Source organism: Streptomyces sp. NPDC054047 (assembly GCF_055585065.1).
The window spans coordinates 1,275,252-1,289,346 of record NZ_JBVJKV010000001.1; the positions used below are offsets into that span (position 1 = coordinate 1,275,252).

At 72.6% G+C, this 14,095-nt stretch carries 13 protein-coding genes; 5 read left to right on the forward strand and 8 right to left on the reverse strand.

Annotated features, from left to right (window positions below):
• Window positions 1-98 precede the first annotated feature (98 nt).
• The 5 genes from ACZ6ZP_RS05730 (at window position 99) to ACZ6ZP_RS05750 (ending at window position 6,206) form a co-directional block, all read left to right on the forward strand.
• Window positions 99-1,250: a sensor histidine kinase gene (locus tag ACZ6ZP_RS05730; protein ID WP_351164694.1), complete on the forward strand. Its 1,152-nt coding sequence runs from the start codon at window positions 99-101 to the stop codon at window positions 1,248-1,250.
• Window positions 1,241-1,885 (forward strand): response regulator transcription factor, encoded by a 645-nt coding sequence (locus ACZ6ZP_RS05735; RefSeq protein ID WP_361470638.1) that lies wholly within the window; start codon window positions 1,241-1,243, stop codon window positions 1,883-1,885. Before ACZ6ZP_RS05730 ends, ACZ6ZP_RS05735 begins: the two co-directional genes overlap by 10 nt.
• Window positions 1,886-2,003: 118 nt before the next feature.
• On the forward strand, window positions 2,004-3,239 hold the full coding sequence (locus tag ACZ6ZP_RS05740) for a sensor histidine kinase (RefSeq protein WP_361470641.1): 1,236 nt from the start codon (window positions 2,004-2,006) through the stop codon (window positions 3,237-3,239).
• Window positions 3,172-3,843, forward strand: a complete 672-nt coding sequence (locus ACZ6ZP_RS05745) for a response regulator transcription factor (RefSeq protein WP_351164697.1) — start codon at window positions 3,172-3,174, stop codon at window positions 3,841-3,843. The genes ACZ6ZP_RS05740 and ACZ6ZP_RS05745 overlap by 68 nt, the downstream gene beginning before the upstream one ends.
• 200 nt (window positions 3,844-4,043) lie before the next feature.
• Entirely contained in the window at window positions 4,044-6,206 is a 2,163-nt protein-coding gene (locus ACZ6ZP_RS05750) for an MMPL family transporter (protein ID WP_469405647.1), read from the forward strand.
• On the opposite strand, the gene ACZ6ZP_RS05755 is transcribed toward ACZ6ZP_RS05750, so the two are convergent.
• The 8 genes from ACZ6ZP_RS05755 to ACZ6ZP_RS05790 form a co-directional block, all read right to left on the reverse strand.
• Window positions 6,181-6,462: a hypothetical protein gene (locus tag ACZ6ZP_RS05755; protein ID WP_351164700.1), complete on the reverse strand. Its 282-nt coding sequence runs from the start codon at window positions 6,460-6,462 to the stop codon at window positions 6,181-6,183. The two genes, ACZ6ZP_RS05750 and ACZ6ZP_RS05755, sit on opposite strands and share 26 nt — an antisense overlap.
• A 107-nt stretch (window positions 6,463-6,569) precedes the next feature.
• Entirely contained in the window at window positions 6,570-7,247 is a 678-nt protein-coding gene (locus tag ACZ6ZP_RS05760; RefSeq protein WP_469405649.1) for a response regulator, read from the reverse strand.
• Entirely contained in the window at window positions 7,208-8,506 is a 1,299-nt protein-coding gene (locus ACZ6ZP_RS05765) for a sensor histidine kinase (RefSeq protein WP_469405650.1), read from the reverse strand. Before ACZ6ZP_RS05765 ends, ACZ6ZP_RS05760 begins: the two co-directional genes overlap by 40 nt.
• A 288-nt stretch (window positions 8,507-8,794) precedes the next feature.
• Entirely contained in the window at window positions 8,795-10,501 is a 1,707-nt protein-coding gene (locus ACZ6ZP_RS05770; protein ID WP_383822473.1) for an AMP-binding protein, read from the reverse strand.
• A 43-nt stretch (window positions 10,502-10,544) separates the two neighbouring features.
• A complete protein-coding gene (locus ACZ6ZP_RS05775) occupies window positions 10,545-10,991 on the reverse strand; it encodes a DUF3592 domain-containing protein (protein ID WP_361470652.1) in 447 nt (148 codons plus the stop codon).
• A gap of 113 nt (window positions 10,992-11,104) precedes the next feature.
• Window positions 11,105-11,707: a lytic polysaccharide monooxygenase auxiliary activity family 9 protein gene (locus ACZ6ZP_RS05780; protein ID WP_351164705.1), complete on the reverse strand. Its 603-nt coding sequence runs from the start codon at window positions 11,705-11,707 to the stop codon at window positions 11,105-11,107.
• Window positions 11,708-11,813: 106 nt separating this feature from the next.
• Window positions 11,814-12,491, reverse strand: a complete 678-nt coding sequence (locus tag ACZ6ZP_RS05785) for a nucleoside/nucleotide kinase family protein (RefSeq protein WP_469405652.1) — start codon at window positions 12,489-12,491, stop codon at window positions 11,814-11,816.
• Window positions 12,478-13,665 (reverse strand): SPFH domain-containing protein, encoded by a 1,188-nt coding sequence (locus ACZ6ZP_RS05790; RefSeq protein ID WP_351164707.1) that lies wholly within the window; start codon window positions 13,663-13,665, stop codon window positions 12,478-12,480. Before ACZ6ZP_RS05790 ends, ACZ6ZP_RS05785 begins: the two co-directional genes overlap by 14 nt.
• Window positions 13,666-14,095: the final 430 nt, after the last annotated feature.

Genomic DNA, 14,095 nt, shown 5'->3' on the forward strand with positions numbered 1-14,095 from the left:
CCGCGGCGATGACAGGCAACGCGACGAACCCCCGTCCCCTTCCCGCCCCTGCTGAGCGATCTTGCCCCGGCGGTGCGGCGGCATTAGTGTCGGCAGGCGTGACGGGGGACCTGGCGGTGAAGCCGACGGCGCGCCTCCTCAGAGCCGCAGGCGTCCTGCTCAGCTGCTTCACCGCCCTGCTCGGCCTGCTGTACTTCATCCTGGCCGGCGCCCTGCTCGGCGCCTTCCTGCTGTGGCCGCGCACCCGCGGCAGGGCCTACGCCCTGCTCGCCGCGGGGGCCCGCAGGCTCGCCGCCCTCGAACGTTCGAGGCGCTCGGTCTTCTTCCACGACAGGTTCCCCGAGCACCACGCCTCCGACCAGCAGGTGCTGCGCTACCTCGCGGCCCGCACGTACACCGGACTGCTGTGCGGCGTCGTGGTCGGACTGCTCGTCTTCGGCGTCGTCCTGGCCGGGCTGCTCGCCGCGGGCGTCGCCCGGTCCACGATGACCTGGCAGGAGCTGCTGCCCCAGGTGGTGCTCGGCGGCGTCCTGCTCTTCCTCGACGTACAGGGTCTCCACTCACTGGCCGCCCTGGACGCCCGCCTGGCCCGCGAGTGCTTCGGGCCCTCGGAGCGCGAGCTCCTGGAGCGGCGCATCGACGAACTGGCCGCCAGCCGCGCCGCGGTGGTGCACGCGGTGGACACGGAGCGGCGGCGCGTCGAACGCGATCTGCACGACGGCGTCCAGCAGCGGCTCGTGGCGCTGGCCATGCTGCTCGGGCGGGCCCGCCGCAGCAAGACTCCGGAGCAGGCGGACGCCCTCCTGGAGCAGGCGCACAAGGAGTCGAGGGAAGTCCTCACCGAACTGCGCGAAGTGGCCTGGCGGGTCTATCCGTCGGCGCTCGACAACCTCGGTCTTCAGGAGGCCATCGGCGGGGTCTCCGAGCGGTGCAGCATCCCGATACGGATGGAGTACGACGTTCCCGAGCCGCTGGCGCCGTCCCTGGAGACGGCCGCCTACTTCGTCGTGTCCGAGGCCGTGACCAACGCGGCCAAGCACTCGTCGGCCGAGGACATCTTCGTCAGCGTCAAGGCGTACGACACGTCCCTCGCCATCCTGGTCCGCGACAGCGGTGTCGGCGGCGCCGATCCGGCGGGCAGCGGTCTGACCGGACTGCACAGCCGGGTGGCCGCGCTCGACGGCAGCCTGAACGTCCACAGCCCCGTCGGGGGCCCCACCACCATCACCGCGGAGCTGCCGTGCGCGTAATTCTCGCCGAGGACTCGACCCTGCTGCGAGAAGGGCTGATCCGGCTGCTCACCGAGGAAGGCCACGAGGTGCTCGCCGGGGTGGGTGACGCCGTCTCGCTGCTGCGTGAGATGGAGACGCAGACGCCGGACATCGTGGTCACCGACATCCGGATGCCGCCGACCCACACCGACGAGGGGCTGCGCGCCGCGGTGGAGATCCGCAAGCGCTGGCCCGGCGTCGGCGTGCTCGTGCTCTCCCAGCACGTGGAGCGCAACTACGCGGCCCAGCTGTTCACTTCGAACGTCGAGCGGGTCGGCTACCTCCTCAAGGACCGCGTCGCGCAGGTCGACGAGTTCCTCGACTCGCTGGAGCGCATCCACGCGGGCGGCGCCGCCATCGACCCCGAGGTCGTACGGCAGTTGGTCATCCGCACCACGCACACCGACCCCCTCTCCCGCCTCACCCCCCGCGAGCGCAGCGTCATCGAGGTGCTTGCGCAGGGCCACACGAACGCGGCCATCGCGCAGAAGCTGCACATCTCGCTGAGCTCGGTCGAGAAGAACCTCAACATGATCTTCGACAAGCTGGATCTCTCGCACACCACCGGCTACAGCCGCCGGGTGCTCGCGGTGCTGCGCTACCTGGAGTCCTGACACCTCACGGACGGCGCCCGGCCCCGGACCGCCCCGCACATATCCCCCGCACCGGTGAGGACAGCGTCGCGGGGCCGCCGCGATACTGGCACGGCCTCCTGCCCCGAGGAGCCGCCCGATGCAACGTCCCTTCCTCGCGCTGTCCCGACTGCGCACCGCCCACCCCTACGCGGTGGACACCGCGCTCGCCGCCGTGGTGCTCTTCGCCGTCTCGCTCCAGTTCCTCTTCCCCGACGAAGGGGGCGACGAGCTGAGCGCGGCCGGGTTCGCCCTCGGTGCCGGGACCGCGGTGCCGCTGATCTGGCGCCGACGCGCGCCCTTCGCCTGCGCCGCCCTGATCGCCGTCTTCACGCCCGCCATGGCGCTCTACCACCGGCCGCCGCCCGACGTCTGCTTCGGCGGCATGGTCGCCCTCTACACCGTGGCCGCCCTGAGCACGCCGCTGAAACGGCGCTTCATGCTCGTCGGCTGGCTGACGGGCGCCGCCGTGACCATGACCTTCAAGGAGCACGCCGAGCCGTACGAATACCCCTTCCATCTGCTCAGCCTCATCAGTGCGTACGCCCTGGGGGCCTTCGCCCGCGTGCAGCGCGCGTACACCGCCGCCCTGGAGGACCGGGCCCGGCGCCTGGAGCGGGAGCGCGCCACCGAGACCGCGCGGGCGGTCAGCCAGGAGCGCTCCAGGATCGCCCGCGACATGCACGACATCCTGGCCCACGCGGTGAGCCTGATGGTGGTCCAGGCGGAGGCGGGGCCCGTGGTCGTCCGCAGCGACCCGGACCGTGCGGTGGGGGCGTTCGACGCGATCGCGGGCGCGGGGCGCGACGCGATGGTGCAGTTGCGGCGAATCCTCGGCGTACTGAGGGAGTCGTCGGCCCCGGGGGACGGCGGACGCGTCCCGCAGCCGACACTCGCGGCGCTCCCGGAGCTGACCGCGCTGGTCGAACGGGCGGGCCTGCGCGTGGAGTTGAGCGAGACGGGCGAGCCCCGCCCGCTGCCGCCCGACGTCGAGGTGGCCGCGTACCGCATCGTCCAGGAGGCCCTGACCAACTGCGTCAAGCACGCGGGAGCGACGGAGGCGACCGTCCAACTTGGGTGGTCCGCAGCTGAGTTGACGCTCAAGGTCCAGGACGACGGAGCCGGGTTCTCCGCCGACGAAGGCGTGGGGCACGGACTCGTCGGCATCCATGAACGCGCCGCCGCCTGCGGTGGCACCGCCGAGGCCGGGAACGGTCCCGATGGTGGATTCCGTGTCGCCGTACGGCTGCCCACGGCATCCTTGGGGGATGAGCATCCGGGTGGCGGTCGCCGACGATCAGGAGCTGGTGCGCAGCGGCTTCTCCATGATCCTTGAGGCGCAGCCCGACATCGAGGTGGTGGCGGAGGCGGGTGACGGCGCGGAGGCGGTGGCGGCGGTGCGCCGGCACGCCCCGGACGTCATCCTCCTGGACATCCGCATGCCGGGCATGGACGGCATCGAGGCGGCCCGCCAGGTGTGCGCGCAGTCCAGCTGCCGGGTCGTCATGCTGACCACCTTCGACCTGGACGAGTACGTGTACGAGGCGCTGTACGCGGGGGCGAGCGGCTTCCTGCTCAAGGACGTCCGCAGGGACGACCTGGTGCACGCGGTCCGGGTCGTGGCCGCCGGGGACTCCCTGCTCGCGCCCTCGGTGACCCGGCGGCTGGTGGCCGACGTGGTCCGGCGCCGCCGCACGGAGGCCGGCGCACCCGCCGTGTCGCCGTCCGAACGCCTCGCGGTCCTCACCGCCCGCGAGGAGGAGACGCTGCGGCTGCTCGCCCGGGGGCTCTCCAACGCGGAGATCGCGGCGTCGTTCGTGGTCAGCGAGCACACGGTGAAGACCCACGTCAGCAACGTCCTGTCGAAGCTGGCGCTGCGGGACCGGGTGCAGGCGGTGATCTGCGCGTACGAGACGGGGCTCGTGATCCCGGGGAGCTAGGCCCCCCGCCGTCGAACTGCCGCCGCTTCTCCCGTGACCTCCCCGGCCCTCCCCTGCCTTCCCCGGCCCTCCCCCGCCCGACGGAGACCTACCCCGCACGGGGGAGACGGCAAGACCGCCCGCCACGGCGATCCGCCGCACACGGGCACGGGGCGACGCTGAGGGGCGACCCGGACCCCGTCCATGGAGGAGGCAGAGCCATGCTGGCCGCCCTCGCCCGCACAGCGACCCGACGCCCACGAACCGTCGTCCTCATCTGGCTCCTTCTCCTCGTCCTCGGCCTCGGCTTCGGCACCCGGGTCTTCGGCGACCTGACCTCGTCGGTCGAGGACGTCCCCGGCAGCGAGTCGGTCGTCACGGAGGAGCGCCTCGCCGAACTCACCCCGGAGGGCGAGGACTTCAACGCCGTCGTGTCGGCGTCCGCCGTCGAGACCCCGCAGCTCCGCGCGCAGGTGGGCGACGCCGTCGCCGACGTACGGAAGCAGCCGGGCATCGCCGAGGTGCCCGATCCGTACACCACCCGGGGCCTGGTCGCCCAGGACGGCAAGGCCCTGCTCATCCCCGTCGTCCTCAAGGGCGGCCTGGACGACGACGCCGAGGAAGAGGCCGTCGGCGACGCCGCCGACCGCCTCCGGGAGATCAGCGCCGCCGAGGTGGCGGTGAGCGGCGGGCCGCTGCTCGGCGAGCAGATGGGCGGCAGGGCCCAGGAGGACGTCGCGCAGGCCGAGTTGATCACCTTGCCCGCCGTGCTGGTCGTGCTCCTGCTCATCTTCGGCGGGCTGCGGGCCGCCGGACTGCCCCTCCTGGTCACCGTGAGCGGCGTGGCCGGCGCCTTCCTGACCCTGTACGGGTTCAGCCAGTTCACCGAGATCTCCGTCTACGCCGTCCAGATCGTCACCATGCTCGGCCTCGGCCTCGCCGTCGACTACGCGCTCCTGATGGTGATCCGCTTCCGCGAGGAACGGGGGAAGACGGACGACGTGGCGCGGGCCGTGCACGCGACCGTCGCCCGCGCCGGGCGCACCGTCCTCTTCTCCGGTCTGACGGTGGCCATCAGCCTGTCGGGGCTCGTCTGGTTCCCCAGCCCGTTCCTGCGCAGCATGGGCCTCGCGGCCGGTGCGGTGGTCGTCGTCGACATGCTGGCGGCGCTGACGCTGCTGCCCGCGCTGCTCGCCCTGTTCGGCGGCAAGATCGCACCGGCCGGGTCGAAGTCCCGTACGAGCAAGCTGACTTGGTGGCGTGCGAAGTCAGACCAGACCCCTGAGCCCGGAGCCTTCTTCGCGCGCCTCGCCCTCTTCTCCGCCCGGCGCCCCTTGGCCGTGACGACCACCGTCGTCGCCGTCCTCACCCTGCTCGCGCTGCCCGCCTTCGGGATGCGGATCAACATCGGGGACGCGCGGCAGCTCCCGCACGACACCGAGGCCCGGCAGCTGTACGACACCGTGCGCGAGCACTATCCGGCGGGGACGGACACCGACCCCGTCCAGGTGCTCATCGGGCCCGGCGCCGAACCCGACTGCGAGGACAAGATCCGTGCCCTGCCCGGGATCAGGGCGGCCGACGGCGAGCGGCTCTCCGACGGCACGATCCTGCTCGAACTGACCCCGACCGGCTCCGTCGACGGTCCCACCGCCACCCGGCTCGTGGAGCAGGTGCGCGACCTCCGCGGCGACGAACCCGTCCGCGTCACCGGCAACGCGGCGAGTCTCGTCGACTTCCGCTCGATGCTCGCCGAGCGGGCGCCCTGGGCCGTACTGACCGTGCTCGTCGCCCTGTTCGGCCTGCTCTTCGCCTTCACCGGCTCGCTGCTGCTCCCGCTGCGTACGCTCGCCACCACCCTGCTCAGCCTGGGCGCCGCGCTCGGCGTCGTGGTGTGGGTGTTCCAGGACGGGCATCTCGCGGGGCTGCTCGGCGGTGAAGGGCTCGGGGCGCTGAGCCTGACCGCGCCGCCGCTGATCATCGCGATCGCGTTCGGACTGGCCATGGACTACGAGCTGTTCATCCTGTCCCGGATGCGGGAGACGTGGCTGGAGACCGGCGACCACCGTGCCGCCGTCGTCGAGGGGCTGCGCCGCTCGGGCCGCGTGGTCAGCTGTGCGGCGCTGCTGCTCGCGATCGTCTTCGGCGGCTTCATGACCGGCGGCTTCTCACCGATCCTGCAGATCGGGCTCGGTCTGACGCTCGCGGTGCTCATCGACGCGACCGTGGTCCGGATGTTCCTCGTCCCGGCGACGATGACGCTGCTGGGCCGCCGTGCCTGGTGGGCGCCGCCGCGCCTGCGGAGGATGCACGAGCGGTACGGGCTGCGCGAGGAGCCGTCCGACGACCCCGTACCGGTCAGGCAAGCACCACCCAGTCCATGACCAGGGCGGCCACCAGGCCGACGGCCAGAAGGTAGCTGCCGAGCCGGGTCCGTCCGCGCCTGCTGAGTTCGATCACCAGGCCGCAGAGGACGAGCAGCAGCCCGTACACCCCCACGACCAGGACGGACGACCGGCTCGCCAGGCGTACGGCGAGCACTGCGGCCGCCGCGGCCATCAGCACCGAGGCCGCGGCGATCCGTATGCGCCGGGCCTGGCGCGGCGTGAGGCCTGCCCGTGTCTGGTCTGACGTGCTCATGGTTCAGGATCGTAATCGACCAGACCGATGGCCACTGCACGCTTTGCTTTCCGGGGCCATCCGGGGGCCTTCCGGGGGCTTTCCGGGGCTTGCCGGGCTTTCCGGGCTCAGGCCCGCAGGTACGCGAGGACCGCGAGGACCCTGCGGTGGGTGCCGTCGGCGGGCGGCAGGTCGAGTTTCCCCAGGATGTTGCCGATGTGCTTGCCCACCGCGGCCTCGCTGACGACGAGTTCGGCGGCGATCGCGCCGTTCGACCTGCCCTCGGCCACCAGGCCGAGGACCTCGCGCTCGCGCGGCGTGAGCTGGGCGAGGGGGTCGCGGCGGCGCCTGAGCAACTGCCGTACGACCTCCGGGTCCACGACCGTGCCGCCGTCCGCGACCCGCGTCACCGCGTCGGCGAACTGCTCGACCTGGCCCACGCGGTCCTTGAGCAGATAGCCGACGCCGGTGCCGTCGCCGGTGTCCAGGAGCTCGGCGGCGTACGAACGCTGCACGTACTGACTGAGCACGAGGACCGGCAGCTCGGGCCGTTCGGCGCGCAGGGCGAGGGCGGCGCGCAGGCCTTCGTCCTGGAAGGTGGGCGGCATGCGTACGTCGGTGAGGACGAGGTCGGGGTCGTGCGCGTCGACGGCGGCGCGGAGCCCTTCCGCGTCACCGAGCGCGGCCGGTACGTCGTGCCCGAAGCGGGTCAGCAGCCCGATGAGACCTTCGCGGAGCAGCACGCTGTCCTCGGCCACGACGATGCTCAGTCGGCGGTGAGTGCTGGGGAGTGCTGGGCTCGGCACGGGATCTCCACGGACAGTACGGTCGGCCCGCCGGGCGGGCTGGTGACCGTCAGTGTGCCATCGAGCACGGCGATCCGGTCCGCGAGCCCGGTCAGCCCGCTGCCCCGGGAGGGGTCGGCGCCGCCCTTGCCTTCGTCCCACACCTCGATGCGGAGGGTTCCGTGCTGATGTCGGGCCTTGATGCGGGCGCGGGGTGCTTCGCTGTGGCGGGCGATGTTGGTGAGGGCTTCCCGGGTGGTGAAGTACCCGGCGGACTCGACGGGTTCGGGGAGGCGCGGCAGGCCGTCGAGGTCGGTGTCGACGGGAACGGGGGACCGTTCGGCGGCGTCCTCGATGGCGGCGGCGAGGCCGTAGTCGGCGAGGACCTGGGGGTGGATGCCGCGGATGAGTTCGCGCAGCTCCGTGAGGACGTTCCCCGCCTCGTCGTGGGCCGTGGCGAGCCGGCCGGCGAGGGGGCTGCCGGGGGTGGCGTCGAGCCGGGCGAGGCCCAGGGCCATGGTGAGGGCGACGAGGCGCTGCTGGGCCCCGTCGTGCAGATCGCGCTCGATGCGGCGCCGCTCGGCCTCGAAGGCGTCGACCAGGCGGGCCCGGGAGCGGGTCACTTCTGCCAGTTGGGTGGCCGCTTCGGCCTCGCGCGGGGCGAGGAGGAGGCGGGCGAGGGCGGCTCGGGCGGTGGCGTAGGCGCCGAGGGGATAGAGGAGCGGGGCGAGGAGGGCGAGGCCAAGGAGTGCGAGGGCGAAGGCGTGCGGATAGCCACTGACGAGCCAAAGCTTGGCGGCGCGTATCTCACCTCCGTCGAGGGCGAGTTGGGCAGGGGCGGCGATGAGGACGGCGGGGCCGCCGAGGGTGCAGATGAGCACCAGGAGATCGAGCGGCCACAGGACGAGCGCGAGCAGCACGGCGTACGCGAACTCGCGCCAGGTGGCCTGCTCCGTGAACCGAAGCGTGAGCCAGGCGGGGATGCCGGGAGCTTCGGGGGTGCGGTGGGGACTGGGAGCACCGGATGGATCGACGAGGGCGAGCCGACGCCGTTCGAGGGCGGCGACGGGGATTCCGGCGAGGGGAAGCAGGGCGAGGAGGGGCAGCCCTACGAGGAGGAGGGCGAGGGCGGCACTGACGGTAACGGCAACAAGCCCACAGAGAAGCAGGAGAATCCCCAGCAGCACACCCCCGAGGAGATACCCGACGCCCCTCCAGGGCGCACTGGACCCCAGATACCCCCGCCGCCGAACCCCCACCCAGACGCTTTCCCTGACCATGGGGGCCACGGTATGCGGGGGCGGGGTGGGTGCGGTGCCGCGCCGGTATGTCCGTCCTCGCTATCGTCCGGTGGCCGCCTGGGTACTTCGGCCCCGGAGCGCCGCGAACCGTGCTCCGGGCGGACATACCGCCACGTCCCCTCCCGAGCGCTCCCGACTGCGACGAATCACTGGTCGCTGCGGGGCAATCGGGCGGGTGGGCGGGAGAGGCTCGTTCGGCCAGGGTCGGATGCGGAGTTACGGGCGGGTGGGCGGGAGAGGCCCGTTCGGCAAGGGGCGGATGCGGAGTTACGGGCGGGTGGGCGGGAGAGGCCCGGGAGACGGCACCGGCGCCGGCGGCAGCAGCCCCTCACGGGACTGGGCCCGGTACTGGTCCAGCAGGGCAGTCTCCACGTCCGGCGTCAGACGGTGATACGCCCCCGCCCCGGGGGCAGGCCGCCACCACACAGGATCCCCGCAGCGAAACCCCTCCCCCCGCAAAACCGCCCTCGCCACCTTGTTCGTCGCCGTCACCGGCATCCTCTCCACCACCCGCACGAACCGCGGCGCCATCTTCGTGCCCAAGTCCGGCTGGGACAGCAGGAATTCCGCGAAGGACAAGGGGTCGAAAGCCACCCCCGCCCGGGGCGCCACCGCCGCCATCACCTGATCCCCCGCCACGGGGTCCGGCACCGCGTACACCGCGACCGCCACCGCCCCCTCCCACCGCGCCAGAATGTTCTCGATCATCGCCGCCGCCAGGTTCTCGCTGTCCACGCGGAGCCGGTCGTCCGTACGCCCCGCGAAGTAGAGGAACCCCTCCCCGTCCCGGTAGAAGAGATCCCCCGTCCAGTACCAGCCGTCCCGCAGCCGCGCCGCGTCCGCCTCCGCGTTGCGCCAGTACCCCTCGAAGGGCGTCCGGCCCTTGTTCACCAACTCCCCTATCGCCGACTTCCCGTTCAGGAGCCGGCCGTCCTCCGTGAAGACGGCGGGCGGGCACTCCTCCCGCGTCACGGGGTCCACCACCGCCAGCTCGTCCCCCGGCGCCGCCCGCCCGATCGCCCCGGCCGGCGTCCCCGGCGCCCGCTGGATCGCCGCCCCGCCCTCCGAGGAGCCGTACCCCTCGACCAGGCGCACCCCGAACCGCTTCTCGAAGCGCGCCGCGTCCACCGCCCCGGCCTCGGTGCCGAAGCCCAGGTGGAGGGGGTTGTCCGTGTCGTCGGCCTTCTCCGGCGTAGCCAGGACGTACTGCACCGCCCTTCCCACGTACGTGAAGTACGTGGCCCCGTGCGCCCGTACGTCGTCCAGGAACGCCGAGGCGGAGAAGCGGCGCCGCAGCGCCACCCCCGCCCCGGCCGCCAGCGCGGGCGCCCAGTCCGCGATCACCGCGTTGCCGTGGAACATGGGCATGCAGATGTAGTGGACGCCCTCCGGGCCGAGGCCGAAGTGGCCGACCAGCGACTGTCCCGCCGCCGCCAGGCGGCCCTGGCTGCAGATCGCGGCCTTGGGCGCCCCCGTCGAGCCGGAGGTGAAGTAGAGCAGCATGCGGCTCGTCGGCGTCGCCGATCGCGATATCTCCGGGTGAGCCTGCGCGTAGGGCGCCAGGAGTTCCGCGTACGCCTGCGTGTCGGTCACCAGGATGCGCAGGCCCGGGAGTTGCAGGCCGTCCAGGAGCGGGAGATGGGCCCGTTCCGTGATCAGGACCGCGCAGTCGGTGTGCACGATGTCGCGGGCCAGCTCCGCGCCCCTGCGCGTGGGGTTGATGCCCGCCACGGCCGCCCCCGCGAGCGCCGCCGCGCTCAGCCACAGCGGGTACTCGGGGGTGTTGTCGAGCAGCACGCCGACGTGCGGCTCGGCACCTCTCGGCAGCAGGTCGGCGAGGAGCGCCGCCCGCGCCGCCGCGCCCGCTGCGACCTGGTGGTGGGTCAGCTCCTGGTGCTCGAAGCGCAGTCCGGGGCGGTGGTCGCCCCAGCGCGCCCGCACGAGTTCCGCGACGGTGCTCCCGGTGGACTTCATGGCCGCGCACCATAATTGATGGGCCGTCAGATGGGGAGGGTGTCTACGGGAGCTCTGACCCGAACAGGTCGTTCGCCGACACCATGAAGAAGACGCAGAAGGCGAGCACGACGCCGAGGAAGCAGAGGGTGGCGACCGTGCCCGCCGCGTTCTTGAAGGGGCTCGGCTCGTGCGCCGTCGCCTTCTCGGGGCGGTCGGCCGCGTAGTGCACGGTGACGAAGTCGCCCTCGACGGTCGTCGCGGGGCCGTTCTCCTCCTCGAACCTGAGGGGGCGCCCCGCGGATGGCGTGAACTCGTAGACGTGGTGCAGCGTGGTCGTGGTGTGGCCGCTGTCGCTGCGACTGCTGGTCGTGGTGTACGTACGCAGGCAGCGCCCCTCGGCCGTCAGGCCGCTCGACCACGCCTGCCGCAGCTCCAGGGAGCGCCTGACCACCTTGACCGCCATCACGATCGCCACCGCGCCGATGGCCACGGGCACCACGACAAACATGAACTCCACAACTGTCCCCCGGTGATCGATGCCGTTCCGCGCACACCGTCCTCATCGTGGACGGCGTGCGCAGAACCTACCCGTGGGGAGCGCCGTGGAGCCTCAAGCCCTGCTCAGAACTTGACGTCGGAGCAGGCGTAGAACGCGTTCGCCGTGTCGTGGACGGTCCACACCGCGACGATCACGTGATGTCCGCTCCTGCCGCCGGGGATCGCCCCGGAGTGCGAGAGCGTGGCGGGCGGCTGCTGGCCGTTGTAGGGGACGTTGAGGAACGGGGTCGTGTCGAGGGCGGCCCGGGTGACCGGCTTGCTCTCGTCCCAACCCTGCTTGGTTATGTAGTACTTGAAGTCGGTGGTGCGGTGCCGTGCCGTGAACTGCCAGCGGAAGGTGTAGTTCTGACCTGCGCTGACGCTGGTCGTCGGCCAGGCGCCGCCGCCCGGCGCCTTCGGCTGGTTGAGCGAGTCGAAGCCGCCGACGCCCGCCGAGCAGATCTTGCCGTCGGCCGGACCGGACGCCGGGAAGCCCTTGGGGCCCTCGACGCTCTGCGGTTCGTACTGGATGGAACCGCAGCCGCTCACCGTGCCGTTGGCACAGTTGATCTGGCGGCTGGCCGGCAGGTCGGTGTAGCCGTGGCTGCTCGCGCCACCGGACGAGAGCGCGAGGGCCCCGAACGTGGTGGCGCCGAGCATGGCCGCGTACATCTTCTTGTTTCGCATGCTGCCGCTCCAGGGGGAAACGTGGGGGTTCCGTGAGCCGTGCGCGCGCTGCGGCACTGCGGGTGCAGTGGGTGCAGTGGGTACTGCGGTCTAGACCAAGCCCAGATTATGGGCGGTAGTTGAACATGTCCATACCAATAGTGGAGACGATCCGATCGCAGCGTTCGCGCGACTTCTCCACGAGGTCACCGTTGGGGCCGTCGTTCGTCGCCACCCACGCCGCCGCCCCGTCGGCCGTCCGGCCGCCCGCCAACTGCCTTTCGATCAGGCGCAGTTGACGTACCTCCGCAGGTGCCCGCACGTACCAGCACTCCCCCATCAGCCGCCGTGCGTCGCGCCAGCCGGGCAGATCGCAGGCGAGATAGTTCCCCTCGGTGACGACGAGACGGGCGCTCGGCGGGACCCGGTGCCGGGCGGAAACCGGCTCGTGGAGAGTGCGGTCGTAATCGGGTACGTAGATGTCGTGCCCGGTGTCGTCGAGGACCCGGGTGAGGAGCGCGACGTATCCCCGGACGTCGAAACTCGGCTCCGAACCCTTGCGGGCGGTGAGGGCGAGGCGCTCCAGCTGGTCGTTCGAGAGGTGGAAACCGTCGAGCGGCAGATACGCGGCGCCCTCGCCGACCGCCTCCACCAGCGCCCGCGCGAACGTCGACTTCCCCGCGCCGGGCGGCCCCGCGATCCCCAGGAGGGTGCGGGGCCGGACGGCGGTCAGGCTCCAGGCGTCCCGGGCGAGGTCCGCGAGGCTGGGGGCACGGTCGGTTCGGGCGCTGTCATCGGTCTCCATGCCCCGTATAGAACGCCACCGTCAGGTCCTTGACCAAGGCCTTGCGCTCGTAGTCGTCGAGCTCGACCAGGCCGCGGGTGGTCAGCCGGGTCACCGTGTCCTCGACGGAGTCCACCACCGAGGTGAGCACGCTGTCGCGGTGCCGTGCGTCCAGGGCGGCGACGCGGCGCAGGCGCATGGTGTCGGCGATCTCGGGGGCGTACTCGATGCGGGTCGGCTGGGCGGAGAAGATCTCGATGCCGACCGGCTCGGCCTCCACCGCGAGCATCCGGGTCAGCGCGTCACCGACGGCGTCGGCGTCGCGCAGGGTCGGGGTGTCGTCGTGGAAGGCGTCGGCGGGCAGCCGGGACAGGACGCGGGCGGTCGCCGCCTCGACGCACTCGCGCAGATACTCCTGGTGGTCGGCGACGCCGAGCGTCGCGCGCGCCGCGTCCTTGACCCGCCACACGACGAGGACGACGACCCGCAGCGCGACCCCGCCCCGGTCCACCGCGGGCATCGGCTCGCTGCGCCAGTGCCGCAGGCGTACGTCGACGCGGCGGCGCAGGAGGAGCGGGTTGACCCACATCAGTCCGGTGCGGCGGACGCTGCCGCGGTAGCGCCCGAAGAGGGTGAGCACCCACGCCGTGCCGACCCGGCCCCGGGCCAGCCCCCCGAACCCGAACAGGGCGAGCGCACCCGAGGCGGCGAGCGAGGCCCACTGCGCGAGGCCGAGCCCGGCGTACGCGTCGTAGCCGCCGTACCCGTCCGCCCAGGGCAGCCCGGCCGCCAGCGCCACCGACTCGGGCAGCACCCCGGCCCATCCCAGCGCGGCCGCACACCCGGCGACGCCCACGGCCCCGCCGAGCACCCCGACCGCACCGGGCAGCACCCGGGCGGGCCGCTCGCCGAGGGCCGGGTCGACCACGGGCAGGGGGCGGGCGGCCACCGGCGGCGCGGGGCGCCGGGCGGTGCGCGGCTGCTCGCCCGTCCCTTGCCTGCGCCGCACGACGGCGGGCGCAAGGGACACCCCTGGTTCGGCGGGGTCGTCGCGGAAGAGGAGGTGGATGGGGATCTCGGTGGTCGCCTCGCTCTGGATCAGGCGCGGCGGGCGGGCGACCGGCTCCGGGGCGCCGACGGCCTTCGGGTCCTCGGGCTGGGGGGTCTGTGACCGTGAAGCCGCTGTCGCACTCATCCTTGCCTCCGCCTCATACGTACCTCGGTCTCATCCCCACCCCGGTCACATCCCGACCCGATCCACACCCCGGCCACACCCGCGCCCCGGTCACGTTCGTGCCCCGGCCCGACTCGTGCCCCGGTCTCATCCGCAACCCGGTCACATGTGTGCCTCGGTCCCACTTCTGGCCCGGTCACAACCGCGCCCCGGTCACGTTCGTGCCCCGGCCCGACTCGCGCCCCGGCCACACCCGCAACCCGGTCACATCTGTGCCCCAGCCCAATTGCTGCCCCGGCCACACCCGCAACCCGGTCACTTCCGCGCCCCGGCCCGACTCGTGCCCCGGCCACACCCGCAACCCGGTCACATGTGTGCCTCGGTCCCACTTCTGGCCCGGTCACAACCGCGCCCCGGTCACGTTCGTGCCCCGGCCCGACTCGCGCCCCGC

What these genes read in the sequence shown, in the direction of transcription:
- ACZ6ZP_RS05740 (WP_361470641.1), top strand. Translation starts at nt 2,004, where the DNA reads ATGCAACGTCCCTTCCTCGCGCTGTCCCGACTGCGCACCGCCCACCCC.
- ACZ6ZP_RS05745 (WP_351164697.1), top strand. Translation starts at nt 3,172, where the DNA reads ATGAGCATCCGGGTGGCGGTCGCCGACGATCAGGAGCTGGTGCGCAGC.
- ACZ6ZP_RS05750 (WP_469405647.1), top strand. Translation starts at nt 4,044, where the DNA reads ATGCTGGCCGCCCTCGCCCGCACAGCGACCCGACGCCCACGAACCGTC.
- ACZ6ZP_RS05755 (WP_351164700.1), bottom strand. Translation starts at nt 6,462, where the DNA reads ATGAGCACGTCAGACCAGACACGGGCAGGCCTCACGCCGCGCCAGGCC.
- ACZ6ZP_RS05765 (WP_469405650.1), bottom strand. Translation starts at nt 8,506, where the DNA reads ATGGTCAGGGAAAGCGTCTGGGTGGGGGTTCGGCGGCGGGGGTATCTG.
- ACZ6ZP_RS05770 (WP_383822473.1), bottom strand. Translation starts at nt 10,501, where the DNA reads ATGAAGTCCACCGGGAGCACCGTCGCGGAACTCGTGCGGGCGCGCTGG.
- ACZ6ZP_RS05775 (WP_361470652.1), bottom strand. Translation starts at nt 10,991, where the DNA reads ATGTTTGTCGTGGTGCCCGTGGCCATCGGCGCGGTGGCGATCGTGATG.
- ACZ6ZP_RS05780 (WP_351164705.1), bottom strand. Translation starts at nt 11,707, where the DNA reads ATGCGAAACAAGAAGATGTACGCGGCCATGCTCGGCGCCACCACGTTC.
- ACZ6ZP_RS05785 (WP_469405652.1), bottom strand. Translation starts at nt 12,491, where the DNA reads ATGGAGACCGATGACAGCGCCCGAACCGACCGTGCCCCCAGCCTCGCG.
- ACZ6ZP_RS05790 (WP_351164707.1), bottom strand. Translation starts at nt 13,665, where the DNA reads ATGAGTGCGACAGCGGCTTCACGGTCACAGACCCCCCAGCCCGAGGAC.